The sequence below is a fragment of the Streptomyces sp. NBC_01428 genome (assembly GCF_036231965.1).
GTDB lineage: Bacteria > Actinomycetota > Actinomycetes > Streptomycetales > Streptomycetaceae > Streptomyces.
In genome coordinates this window covers 1,775,369-1,787,709 of sequence record NZ_CP109499.1, presented here as the reverse complement: position 1 = coordinate 1,787,709, position 12,341 = coordinate 1,775,369, and the positions used below count along the sequence as shown (strand labels likewise).

At 72.4% G+C, this 12,341-nt stretch carries 11 protein-coding genes and 1 tRNA gene; 9 read left to right on the top strand and 3 right to left on the bottom strand.

Annotation, left to right across the window (positions count from 1 at the left end; genetic code table 11):
• The first annotated feature begins 101 nt into the window (after positions 1–101).
• A tRNA-Pro gene (locus OG406_RS07780) sits at positions 102–175 on the top strand.
• A 90-nt stretch (positions 176–265) separates the two neighbouring features.
• On the opposite strand, the gene OG406_RS07775 is transcribed toward OG406_RS07780, so the two are convergent.
• The gene (locus tag OG406_RS07775) at positions 266–2,056 is read right to left on the bottom strand and encodes an FAD-dependent oxidoreductase (protein ID WP_329184915.1); all 1,791 of its coding nucleotides are present in this window, start codon (positions 2,054–2,056) and stop codon (positions 266–268) included.
• A 236-nt stretch (positions 2,057–2,292) separates the two neighbouring features.
• Between OG406_RS07775 and OG406_RS07770 the strand changes: the two genes are divergently transcribed.
• The 7 genes from OG406_RS07770 to OG406_RS07740 all read left to right on the top strand — a co-directional run bounded on the left by OG406_RS07770 (position 2,293) and on the right by OG406_RS07740 (position 7,606).
• The gene (locus OG406_RS07770) at positions 2,293–3,417 is read left to right on the top strand and encodes a SchA/CurD-like domain-containing protein (protein WP_164371356.1); all 1,125 of its coding nucleotides are present in this window, start codon (positions 2,293–2,295) and stop codon (positions 3,415–3,417) included.
• Between the two features lie 67 nt (positions 3,418–3,484).
• Entirely contained in the window at positions 3,485–3,967 is a 483-nt protein-coding gene (locus OG406_RS07765; RefSeq protein ID WP_081220468.1) for a cupin domain-containing protein, read from the top strand.
• On the top strand, positions 3,964–5,232 hold the full coding sequence (locus tag OG406_RS07760; RefSeq protein ID WP_266617640.1) for a beta-ketoacyl-[acyl-carrier-protein] synthase family protein: 1,269 nt from the start codon (positions 3,964–3,966) through the stop codon (positions 5,230–5,232). The genes OG406_RS07765 and OG406_RS07760 overlap by 4 nt, the downstream gene beginning before the upstream one ends.
• The gene (locus OG406_RS07755) at positions 5,229–6,482 is read left to right on the top strand and encodes a ketosynthase chain-length factor (RefSeq protein WP_266617641.1); all 1,254 of its coding nucleotides are present in this window, start codon (positions 5,229–5,231) and stop codon (positions 6,480–6,482) included. The genes OG406_RS07760 and OG406_RS07755 overlap by 4 nt, the downstream gene beginning before the upstream one ends.
• A 28-nt stretch (positions 6,483–6,510) precedes the next feature.
• Positions 6,511–6,771 (top strand): acyl carrier protein, encoded by a 261-nt coding sequence (locus OG406_RS07750; protein WP_081220471.1) that lies wholly within the window; start codon positions 6,511–6,513, stop codon positions 6,769–6,771.
• 1 nt (position 6,772) lies between these two features.
• Entirely contained in the window at positions 6,773–7,246 is a 474-nt protein-coding gene (locus OG406_RS07745) for an SRPBCC family protein (protein ID WP_266851161.1), read from the top strand.
• Between the two features lie 27 nt (positions 7,247–7,273).
• On the top strand, positions 7,274–7,606 hold the full coding sequence (locus tag OG406_RS07740; protein WP_081220473.1) for a TcmI family type II polyketide cyclase: 333 nt from the start codon (positions 7,274–7,276) through the stop codon (positions 7,604–7,606).
• Positions 7,607–7,731: 125 nt separating this feature from the next.
• On the opposite strand, the gene OG406_RS07735 is transcribed toward OG406_RS07740, so the two are convergent.
• Positions 7,732–8,769 (bottom strand): methyltransferase, encoded by a 1,038-nt coding sequence (locus OG406_RS07735; RefSeq protein ID WP_329184909.1) that lies wholly within the window; start codon positions 8,767–8,769, stop codon positions 7,732–7,734.
• A 68-nt stretch (positions 8,770–8,837) separates the two neighbouring features.
• Positions 8,838–9,902 carry a right-handed parallel beta-helix repeat-containing protein gene (locus tag OG406_RS07730; protein WP_329184907.1) on the bottom strand — a complete coding sequence of 355 codons (1,065 nt, stop codon included), beginning with the start codon at positions 9,900–9,902 and terminating at the stop codon, positions 8,838–8,840.
• A 600-nt stretch (positions 9,903–10,502) separates the two neighbouring features.
• Between OG406_RS07730 and OG406_RS07725 the strand changes: the two genes are divergently transcribed.
• On the top strand, positions 10,503–12,176 hold the full coding sequence (locus OG406_RS07725) for an FAD-dependent monooxygenase (RefSeq protein WP_329184905.1): 1,674 nt from the start codon (positions 10,503–10,505) through the stop codon (positions 12,174–12,176).
• The last annotated feature ends 165 nt before the right edge of the window (positions 12,177–12,341 follow it).

Sequence of the window (12,341 nt, the reverse complement as noted above, 5' to 3'; positions counted from 1 at the left end):
CCCCCGCTGGGCTGGGACGATGACGGTGCGTGCGGAGGCACCCACCGAGGTGCGGTAGGGTTCGGATGCGCGATCACACGGGACACCGGGTGGCGGCGCATCGGGACGTGGCGCAGCTTGGTAGCGCACTTGACTGGGGGTCAAGGGGTCGCAGGTTCAAATCCTGTCGTCCCGACTTTACGAAGTCGTCGGCCGGAGGCCGTATCGGGTGACCGATACGGCCTCCGGCCGTTTCCACGCCCGCCGGGGGCGGTCCGGACGGGGATCAGCCGCAGTCGAGGACCGCGGTGAGCGCCTCCCGCAGCGCCGCGGCGGGATCCGCGGACCCCTCCGCGGACCGCCAGGCGACGAACCCGTCGGGTCGGACCAGCACCGCGCCGTCCCGGGAGACGCCGTGGGCCTCCGCCCACTCCGTGTCGTCCGCGGGCGCCAGTTCGGCCTCGGGCCGGACGCCGACCCGGTAGGAATCCAGCGGGACGTCGAGCTCCCGCGCCACGTCCAGGGCGGCGTCGTGCCAGCCGCCGCTGCCGTCCGCCGAGCTGAGCAGCACCATGGACCGCTCGTACAGGTCGAGCGTGGAGACCCGCTCGCCCGAGCGGGTCAGCCACTGGTGCGGCGCCCGCGTCCCCGGTTCACCCGTCAGCCGTACGCCGTCGGGCACGACCGGGGCCGCCGGATCGGCGCCCACCACGGCACCCCGCGGGTAGCGGTAGGCGAGCGCCACGTTCAGGATCCCGCCCTTCCTGCCGCCGGGACCCCCGGCACCTCCCGGACCCCCGGCACCTCCCGGACCCCCGGCACCTCCCGGACCCCCGGCACCTCCCGGACCCCCGGCACCCGGACGCCCGGGGCCGCCGGGGCCACCGGGCCCTCCGGCACCGCCCGGGCCGCCCGCCGCGGGGGACGGCGTGTACCCCGGGTGGCTGTGCTCGACGGAACGCGACGAGGCCCGTGCGCTGGTCGCCTCCGCCACCGGCCGGCGCTCGGCGTCGTACGACGCGAGCAGCCCCCTGCCGGCCCACCCGCCGATCACCGCGGACAGTTTCCAGGCCAGGTTGTGGGCGTCCTGGATACCGGTGTTGGAGCCGAACGCGCCGGTCGGGGACATCTCGTGCGCCGAGTCGCCCGCGAGGAACACCCGCCGGTCCGCGTACCGTTCGGCGACCCGCTCGGCCGCGTGCCAGGCGGCCCGCCCGGTGATCCGCACGTCCAGGTCCGGCACGCCCGTCGCCCGCCGGATGTGCTCCACGCACCGCTCGTCGGTGAACTCCTCGATGGTTTCCCCCCGTTCGGGATGCCAGGGGGCGTGGAAGACCCAGTGCTCCTTGTTGTCGACGGGCAGCAGCGCGCCGTCCGCCTCCGGATCGGTGAGGTAGCAGACGATGAACCGGCGGTCGCCCACGACCTCCGCGAGACCGCGGGAGGTGAACGTGACGCTCACGTTGTGGAACAGGTCGCCCGGCCCGGTCTGGCCGATGCGGAGCGCCTCACGGACGGGGCTGCGCGGTCCGTCCGCCGCGACCAGGTAGTCCGCACGGATCGTGGTGTGCTCGCCGGTCTCGCGGCTCTTGACCATCGCGGTCACCCCGTCGGGGTCCTGCTCGAACGACATCAGCTCCGTGGAGAACCGCAGATCGCCGCCCAGCTCCCGGGCGCTCTCCAGCAGCACCGGTTCCAGATCGTTCTGGCTGCACAGGCACCAGGCGCCGGGGCTGAAGCGGGCCAGGCCGCCGCCCGGGTCGATCTCCTTGAACAGCCACTCGCCCGCGTCGCCCACCAGGGACGGCGTCTGCAGGATGCCGTGGTTGTCCGCCAGCACCGAGGCGGCCTCCTCGATGCGCCGCTGCACCCCGGCCGTCCGGAAGAGCTCCATGGTGCGCACGTTGTTGCCGCGCCCGCGCGGATGGTGCGAGGTGCCCGAGTGACGCTCCACGAGGATGTGCGGCACGCCGAGACGGCCCAGGAAGAGCGAGGTGGAGAGTCCCACCAGCGAGCCGCCGACGATGAGGACGGGCGTGCGGTGACCGATCTCGCCGGCCCCTTCGAATCGGTTCATTGACTGCCTCCAGGCGTCGCCTGCGACGTGGTGGGAGATGACGATGCCGATTCCACGCCCTGTGCGACCGGTTCGCGCGTCGGAGGCACCCGGATGGCTCGCCGTTCACTCGTCCGACCCGGCGGGGTCGCGCAGTCGGGAGGTCCCGTCAACGATCGGCTCATGGCGGCCCCGGCCTTTTTCGGACACCGCGGTCGTTCCTCGCTTTCCGTGACCAAGAGGAGAGGTGTGCCGGAATGACCATCTCGGGACGTATCTCGCAGTCGGCCTTCGACGGCTCCAGGCTTCGGGTGATTCTGCTGCTGGACCTGTACGAAGGGGCCCAGGAGCAGTTCCTCGAGGCGTACGAACTCATGCGCAACCAGGTCGCCTCGGTGCCCGGTCACATCAGTGACCAGCTGTGCCAGTCGATCGAGAACCCCTCGCAGTGGCTCATCACCAGCGAGTGGGAGAGCGCGCCCCCGTTCCTCGCCTGGGTGAACAGCGAGGAGCACGTCGAGACGGTACGGCCGATGCACAGCTGCGTCCGGGACACCCGGTCGATGCGCTACAGCATCCTCCGCGAGACCCACCCCGCCCAGGCCCTCACCGGACAGCCCGCCTCGCCGGCCCCGCAGGTGGAGGCCCGCGTCGGAGACGGCGTCGCCCGCCACGCCCTCACCTTCACGGTGAAGCCCGGCTCCGAGTCCAAGGTCGCCGAGCTGCTGGCCGGCTACACGTCGCCGCAGGCCCGGGTCGACGACAACACCCGGCTGCGCCGCACCTCGCTCTTCATGCACGGCAACCGCGTCGTACGCGCCGTGGAGGTGGAGGGCGACCTCCTCGCCGCCCTGCGCCACGTGGCACGCCAGCCCGAGGTGCGGGCGGTCGAGGAGGCCATCAACCCGTACCTGGAGCAGGACCGCGACCTGAGCAACCCGGACTCCGCGCGCGTCTTCTTCACCCGGGCGGCGCTGCCGGCCGTGCACCACGTGGTCTCCGGCCGCGAGGAGCCCGCGCAGCTGCGGCGGCACGCCCTGTACTACCCGGCGCGGCCGGGCTGCGGAACGGAGCTGGCCAAGTTCCTCTCCCACCAGGACGAGGCGGCGGCCGACGACCAGGGCAGCCCCGTGTACCGCAGCACCGTTTTCCAGCGCGACGACATCGTCGTCCGGCTGATCGACATCGTGGGCGAGCTCGACCTGGACCCCGTCGCCTCGCTCGGCCTCAAGGGCCCCCAGAAGGCCGCCGAGCTGGAACGCCTGCTCGACGGTGCCGCGATCGGCGTCGAAGGCGCCCTGTCGACGGAACGCAACACCAACCGTCTGCTGTCGCACGCCGACATGCTGCCCGTCACCGACCGCAGCGCGTCGGACTCCTGAGGGACTCCACAGCCAGCGTCCGCGGACGTCCCACCCGGCGTCCCCGCCCCACCCGGAGGAACCAAGCATGATCACGAATCATCCACGCATCGTGGACCTGAGCGAGACGGAACCCAACCGCAGGCGCGGCGGGGACGTCCGGGCCATGCTCACGCCCGCCACCGCGGGGTCCACCAGCGGCTTCATGGGCCTGGCCATCATGCAGCCCGGCGAGCGCATCAGCGAGCACTACCACCCGTACTCCGAGGAGTTCGTGTTCGTGGTGAACGGCGCCCTCGAAGTCGACCTGGACGGCGAGGCGTTCGCGCTCCAGCCCGACCAGGGCCTGCTCATCCCGATCAACATGCGGCACCGCTTCCGCAACGTCGGCGACACCGAGGCCCGCATGGTCTTCCACCTCGGCCCGCTCGCCCCCCGCCCGAGCCTCGGCCACGTCGACACCGAGGAGACGGACGACACCCAGCCCGCTCCGCGGTTCGCCACCACCGGGCCGGACCTGTCCGCGCCGGACCACGGACAGGCGTCCGAGCGAAGTGGGGCCATACAGTGACCCGGCGAGTGGCCGTCACCGGCATCGGTGTGGTCGCTCCGGGCGGAACCGGGACGAAGGCGTTCTGGGACCTCCTCGCAAGCGGCCGCACCGCGACCCGCGGCATCACGCTCTTCGACCCGGCGGGACTGCGCTCCCGCATAGCCGCCGAGTGCGACTTCGACCCCCTCGCGCACGGACTCGACCCGCAGCTCGTCCGCGACGCCGACCGCTACATCCAGTTCGCGGTCGTCGCCGCCGGGGAAGCCGTCCGTGACGCGGGCATCGACACCGCCGAGCAGGACCCCTGGCGCGTAGCGGTCTCCCTCGGCAGCGCCGTCGGCGGCACCACCCGCCTGGAGCACGACTACGTCAAGGTCAGCGAGGGCGGCAGCCGGTGGGACGTCGACCACCGCACCGCCGACCCCCAGCTGCACCTGGCGTTCTCGCCCAGCACGCTCGCCTCGGTCGTCGCCGAGGAGTTCGGGGCCCAGGGGCCGGTGCAGACCGTCTCCACCGGCTGCACCTCCGGACTCGACGCGGTCGGCTACGCCTTCCACACCATCGAGGAGGGCCGGGCCGACATCTGCATCGCCGGCGCGTCCGACTCCCCGATCTCCCCGATCACCATGGCCTGCTTCGACGCCATCAAGGCCACGTCGCCCGACAACGACGACCCGGAGCACGCCTCACGGCCCTTCGACGCCCACCGCAACGGGTTCGTCATGGGCGAGGGCGCCGCGGTACTGATCCTGGAGGAGTACGAACACGCCAGGGCACGCGGCGCGCACATCTACTGCGAGATCGGCGGCTACGCCACCTACGGCAACGCCTACCACATGACCGGTCTGACCAGTGAGGGACTGGAGATGTCCCGGGCGATCGACACCACGCTCGACCAGGCCCGTCTCGACCCCACGCTGATCGACTACGTCAACGCGCACGGCTCCGGAACCCGGCAGAACGACCGCCACGAGACCGCGGCCGTCAAGCGCTCCCTGGGCGACCACGCCTACGGCACGCCCATGAGTTCCATCAAGTCCATGGTGGGCCACTCGCTCGGCGCGATCGGCGCCATCGAGGTCGTCGCCTGCGTCCTCGCCCTGAAGCACCAGGTCGTACCGCCCACGGCGAACTACGAGACCCCGGACCCGGAGTGCGACCTGGACTACGTGCCGCGCACCGCCCGCCCGCGGAAGCTGAGGAACGTGCTCTCCGTCGGCAGCGGATTCGGCGGGTTCCAGTCCGCGGTGCTGCTGACCGGGCCGGCAGGGAGGACACGATGAGCACGCAGCGTACGCAGCGCCCCGGGCGCGCAGCCGTCACCGGCATCGGCGTCATCGCCCCCAACGGACAGACCGCCGACGCCTACTGGAAGTCCGTCCGGGAGGGGCTCGGCGTCCTCGACCGGATCACCCGCGAGGGCTGCGGGCATCTGCCGCTGCGCGTCGCGGGCGAGGTCCGGTCGTTCGAGGCCGCCGACCTCATCGAGGAGCGGTTCCTCGTCCAGACCGACCGCTTCAGCCATTTCGCACTGGGCGCGACCGTCCTCGCCCTGGACGACGCCGGACTCGGTGACGTCGACCCCGAGGAGGCGTACGACATCGGCGTCGTCACCGCCGCGGGATCCGGCGGCGGCGAGTTCGGCCAGCGCGAACTGCAGAAGCTGTGGGGCCAGGGATCCCGGTACGTCGGCCCGTACCAGTCCATCGCCTGGTTCTACGCCGCCAGCACCGGCCAGATCTCCATCCGCGGCGGCTTCAAGGGCCCCTGCGGTGTGGTCGCGAGCGACGAGGCGGGCGGACTGGACGCCGTCGCCCACGCCGCCCGCGGTGTCCGGCGCGGCACCGGCGCGATGGTCGTCGGAGCGGCGGAGGCCCCCCTCGCCCCGTACTCGATGGTCTGCCAGCTCGCCTACCCCGAGCTCAGCACCGTCGAGGACCCCGACCGCGCCTACCGTCCCTTCACCAAGGGAGCCTGCGGTTTCGTTCCCGCGGAGGGCGGCGCCATGTTCGTCGTCGAGGACGAGCGGCGTGCCCGTGAGCGCGGCGCGACCGTCCGGGCCGTGGTGGCCGGACACGCGGCGACCTTCACCGGCGCCTCCCAGTGGGAGCGGTCCAGGGAGGGACTCGCGCAGGCCATCCGCGGCGCCCTCGCCGAGGCCGACTGCGCGCCGGAGGAGATCGACGTCGTCTTCGCGGACGCCCTCGGTGTCCCCGAGGCCGACCGGGCCGAGGCCCTCGCGATCGCCGACGCCCTCGGCGCGCACGGGACCCGGGTCCCCGTCACGGCACCCAAGACGGGCATCGGACGCGCCTACTGCGGGGCGCCGCTGCTCGACACCGCGGCCGCGGTGCTCGCGATGGAGCACGGCCAGGTACCGCCCACCCCGAACGTGTTCGACATCTGCCACGACCTCGACGTGGTGACGTCGGACGCCCGCCCCGCCGAGCTGCGGACGGCCCTGATCCTCAGCCGGGGACTCATGGGCTCCAACGCGGCGCTCGTCGTGCGCCGCGGAGACTCCGCCCGCTAGTCGGGCGGCAAGTGAGGAGAACACACGCATGATCACCACCGAAGTGACCCTCGACGAACTGGCCGCGCTGATGAAGAAGGCGGCCGGGATCACCGTCGACCCCCAGGAACTCGCGAAGGCCTCCGACGCGCCCTTCGGCACCCTCGGCCTCGACTCGCTCGCGCTGCTCGGCATCGTCGGCGAGCTGGAGAACCGGTACAGCCGGCCCCTCCCGCCGGACGCCGAACGTTGCAAGACCCCCCGCGAGTTCCTCGACCTCGTCAACGACACCCTCAAGGCTGGAGCCTGACGTGCCCGGACACACCGACAACAGCATCACCATCGACGCCCCTCTCGACCTCGTCTGGGACATGACGAACGACATCGAGAACTGGCCGCGGCTGTTCAGCGAGTACGCCTCCCTCGAAGTCCTCTCCCGGGAGGGCGACTCGACGACGTTCCGCCTCACCATGCACCCGGACGAGAACGGGAAGGTGTGGAGCTGGGTCTCGGAGCGCACCATGGACCGCGCCGCGCGGACCGTCCGGGCCCGCCGCGTGGAGACCGGCCCCTTCGCGCACATGAACATCCGGTGGGAGTACGAGGAGACGCCGGCCGGCACGCACATGCGGTGGGTGCAGGACTTCGCGATGAAGCCCGAGGCCCCGGTGGACGACGAGTGGATGACGGACAACATCAACCGGAACTCCGCCACGCAGATGGGCCTCATCCGGGACAAGATCGAGCAGGCCGCCCGGGAGCGCCGCAGCGCGCCCGTCAGCTGACCCACGGCACACAGGAAGGACCGTCCGATGCACCACGCCCTGATCGTCGCCCGTATGGCGCCCGGTTCGGCGCCCGCGATCTCCGACGTGTTCGCCGCCTCCGACCGCGGCGAACTGCCGCACCTCATCGGGGTCAACCGGCGCAGCCTCTTCCAGTTCGGTGATGTGTACCTGCACCTCATCGAGTCCGAGCGGGACCCGGCGCCGGCCATCGCGAAGGTGGCGGGACACCCGGAGTTCCGGAACGTGAGTGACGAACTGGCGGCGTACGTGAGCGCGTACGACCCGCAGACGTGGCGGAGCCCCAAGGACGCCATGGCGCAGTGCTTCTACACGTGGGAGCGGAACACCGCGTCCTGACCGGGCACCCCGGCACACACCCGAGGCCGCCGGCTCCGCGAGAAGCGGAACCGGCGGCCTCGGGTTTTCCGGGTTCTTCGTCCGGGTTCTTCGCCCGGCTCTCGTCGAGGTGTGTCCTGCCAGGATCAGGCGGGGACCGTGCACTCGAAGGCGTGCAGGTACGCGTTCACCGGGCGGACCTCGCCGATGACCAGACCGGCGTCCGTGAGCCGGTCGACCATGCTCTGCCGGGTGTGCTTGGCGCCGCCCACGTTCAGAAGGAGCAGCAGGTCCATGGCGGTCGTGAACTTCATGGAGGGGGTGTCGTCCACGAGGTTCTCGATGACGATGACCCGGGCGCCGGGACGCGCGGCCTTGCGGACGTTGGCGAGCGCCCGGCGGGTGCTCTCGTCGTCCCATTCCAGGATGTTCTTGATGATGTACACGTCGGCCTGCACCGGGATGTCCTGGCGGCAGTCGCCGGGCACGATCCGCACCCGCTCCGCCAGCGCCCCGCCGTCGCGCAGCCGCGCGTCGGCGTTCTCCACCACGCCCGGCAGGTCGAGCAGCGTGCCGTGCAGGGCGGGGTGCTTCTCCAGCAGGCTGGCCACGACCTGCCCCTGGCCGCCTCCGATGTCCGCGACCGAGGTGACGCCCTCCAGGTCGAGCAGCTCGGCGACGTCCCGCGCCGACTGCGCGCTGGACGTGGTCATGGCGCGGTTGAAGACGTGCGCGGACTCGGGCGCCTCCTCGTTGAGGTAGGAGAAGAACTCCCGGCCGTACACGTTCTCGAAGACGTTGTCGCCGGAGCGGACCGCCTCGTCGAGCTGCGGCCAGACCGCCCACGTCCACGGCTCGGTGCACCACAGGGCGATGTACCGGAGGCTGTGCGGGTCGTCCTCGCGCAGCAGCCGGGACATCTCCGTGTGCCCGAAGGTGCCGTCCGGGTGCTCCACGAAGACGCCCTGGCAGGACAGCGCCCGCAGCAGCCGGCGCAGCGTGTGCGGCTGGGTCTTCACCGCCGCCGCCAGGTCCTCCACCTCCATGGGGCGTTCGTCGAGCGCGTCGGCCACGCCGAGGCGGGCGGCGGCGCGTACGGCGGCGGCGCAGGCCGCTCCGAACACGAGCTCCCGCAGCCGCATGGGCGGCGGGGGAGTCTGGTCGACCTGTTCGACTGTCGTCATGGGTGCCTCGCTTCTGGTGTCGTGCTGTACGGGGGAGGGGGACCGGCGTGCTGGGGGAGCTCCCCCGATCAGCACAGCCCGGCGGGTTCGGAGACCTTGCAGGAGTTGCCCCGGAACGTGTTGCCCTGGCCGGTGTCACGGTTGGCGAGGTCGGCGGGGCCGTTGCGCCGCAGGATGTTGCCGCGGACCTCGTTGTGTTCGTTGAGGGCGCCCACGAAGCTCTTGAACAGGACGATGCCGCCGGACAGCGGGGACGTGCCGACGTTGTCCTCGATCCGGTTGCGCGTCACGTGAACGTCCTCCGCGCCGGTGAGGACGATGCCGGAGCCCTGGAGGAAGGGCAGCCGTGCGGTCTTGGGACAGAACTTGTTGTTGGCGTGGATGTGGTTCTGACGCACGGTCACGGCGCCGACCCGCGGCTTGTTCTCGTCGCCGACGATGTTGATGGCGGAGCAGTTGCCGGTGGCTTCGTTGTGGCCGACGGTCAGGTTCCGCAGCCGTCGTACGGTGATGCCGATGCGGTTGCCGCTGAGCAGGTTGCGGGCGACGACGGCGCCGTCGGTGTCCAGGGCGCCTTCCTCGGCGGTGACCGTGTTGGAGAGGAAGACTCCGGCGTCGCCGTTGTTCCGGGCGGTGTTGCCGACGATCCGCGTGCGCGTGGAGCGCTCGGTGGCGAGCCCCCACTGACCGTTCTGCTCGGTGGTCACGGCGCGGACGGTGAGGCGGTCGGTCCCGGTCGCCCAGAGGCCCTGCTTGGTGAAGCCCCGCAGGGTCAGGGCGGCCACGGTGACGTTCCGGACGGGGCTGGCGCCCGTGCCGGTGACGCAGACGCCGTTGCCCGCGCCGGCGCACGCGTCGGCGGCGGTCGTCGTGCCCGGCACGATGACGGTGTTGCGGGCGCCGGAGCCTCGCAGGGTCAGGTCCGACACGGTGATGCGGACGCTCTCGTGGTAGGTGCCCGGGGAGACGACGACGGTGTCGCCCGGCTTCGCCGCGTCCACGGCCTTCTGGATGGATTCGCCGGCGCGCACGAGGTGCACCGACCGGTGGGCGGCCGAGGGGGCGGCGGCGCCCAGGCCCGACGCCACGACCGCCGCCGCGCAGGCGAGGTGGGCCAACTGTCGTTTGGTCATAGGCCGAAGTTATGAAGGGGTGTTGCGGCCCGCCACCGGTGATCGCCCAGGTGGGCCCGCCCCTGTCACCGTGACGCGCCGAGCGGGGAAGAACGCCGTGACCGCCGATGTGCGGGGGCGTGATGTCGGGCCGGTGCCGCGCGTCGTCCGCCGGGGGAGTGGGGGACGACGTCGCCGTCCGCGGAGGGGGCGCAGACCGTGCTCCCGTCCGCGCGGGAGGCGGGCGTGGCCGCCACGAAGGACCGAGCTTGTGGAAACCCTGGCCACCGTCCCTGTCACCTGCCCCCAGGTCATGCGGACCGTGTGTCACGCCGACCGTGTGCCATGCCGACCGTGCCGACGGCCGGTCAGCCGCCGCGCCCCTGACCGCGCCCGCACCGCGCCGTCCTGAACGCCGGCCGCCGGCGATCCGGCCGCCCCGACGGGAGCGGTAGGCCGATCCAGCGTCGGCCGGACCGGTGAACCCGAGGTCCGACAACGCGCCCCTGGCCCGGATTTCCGTGATGGTCCCTTCGCGGGGAGCCTCGGCTCCAACGGTCCGGAGCCGTCCGGTGAAGCAGACTTTCCCGGTACCCAATCCGGACGACGAAGGGCCTGAACATGGCTGATGTCGACGTACTCGTGGTGGGCGCGGGCCCGGTGGGTCTGACGGCGGCGGCCGAGCTGCGACGGCACGGCGTGGACTGCCGCATCGTGGATCGGCTGGCCGCCCCGGACCCCTATGCCAAGGCGATCGGTATCGTGCCCCGCACGCTGGAGGTGTGGGAGGCGATGGGCCTGGTCCACAGCGTTCTGGACGAGGCCGTACCGCACCTGGGTCAGCTGGTCTACATCGACGGCAAGCCCCGCCCGCGCGTCGAGCTCACGCTGCCGCCCGAGATCTCCTACCCCTTCGCCACGCTGCCCCAGTACGAGACCGAGCGGCTGCTCACCGAGCACCTGGCGGGCTTCGGCACGGACGTCGAGCGGGCGGTCGAGCTGCGCTCGCTGGAGCCGCGCCCGGACGGTGTCGACGTCGTTCTCGCGCGCGCCGACGGATCGGCCGAGCGTCTGCGCGCCCGCTACGTCGTGGGCTGCGACGGCGCGCACAGCCTGGTCCGCAGGGCGGCCGGGCTGACCTTCGAGGGCGACGCCCTCCCCGAGCAGTACATGATCGGCGACGTCGAGGTCGACTGGGAGCTGCCCGCCGGCTACAGCATGCGGTCCGTGAAGCTGGACGCGAACGGTGAGGTGGACGACATGGTCGTCTGCATCCCGATGCCGGGCGTCCGGCGGTACTGGCTGTCGATGCTGCGCCGCGACGCCGGGGCCGAGGGCGAGGACGGCCCGGGCGCACCGGACGGGACGGCCCTCGGCGCGGGGGACGGGCAGGGCCTGGACCTCGGCCAGATCCAGGCCGTGCTCGACCGGCTGTCCCCGGAGGTGACGACCGCCTCCACGCTGCGCTGGTCCTCCACCTTCCGGACCAGTCACCGCCTGGTCGACCGCTACCGCAACGGCCGTGTCTTCGTCGCCGGGGACGCCGCGCACATCCAGCCGCCCATCGGCGGGCAGGGCCTGAACACCGGGGTGCAGGACGCCTACAACCTCGCCTGGAAGCTGGCCCTGACCGTCCGCGGACTGGCCACGGACGACCTGCTCGACAGCTATCACGCCGAACGCCATCCGGTCGCGCAGGAAGTGGTCGACCGCACCGTCCGCCATGCCCGCACCGTCCGCCGGGCCGGTGCCGGGCCCCTCAACAACGGCAACGACACCGAGACGGCGATGCTGCGCCAGGCCCAGCTGCTGGTCGCCTACCCGGACAGCCCGCTGACCCAGCCCCGGCCGGCCGACCGCGCACCCGAGGCTGGTCCCCTGCCCGGTGACCGGGCCCCGGACTGCCGCGGCCTGCTGAGCGATCTCGCCACCTACCCGCGGCGGCTGTTCGACCTGCTGCGGACCCCGCGGCACGTGCTGCTGCTCTTCGCGGGCGAGGAGTACGCGTCGGGCGAGGGGGCCGCCCGCCTCGAAGCCTGCGCCGCCGAGGCGCGTCGCGTCGCCCACGGCCTGCTCGACGCCTACGTGGTGACCGCCGCCGAGGTGCCGGAGGACGCCCGGCCGGTCGGCCTGCGTCCGCCGCGGGTGCGGGACGCCGCGGGCGGGTTCCGGGCCGCCTACGCGCCGGGCGACGGCGAGGCCGTCCTGATCCGCCCGGACGGCTACCTCTCCGGACGCTTCCACTGCGCCGTGCCGGACCACCTGACGGCACACCTGCGCCGAACGTTCGCCTGACCCTCGCCGTCGGGCGACGAGCGCCCGAGGAACGGGGGTGTCCGTGCCGGCGTACGGCACCGGCGGGGTCCGTCACGACGCACGCCGCCCCGGCCGGGGAGTCCGGCCGGGGCGGCGTGCGTGCGGCTGCGGCCGCGGAGTCGCCTCCGCGGGCCGGCGCGTGGG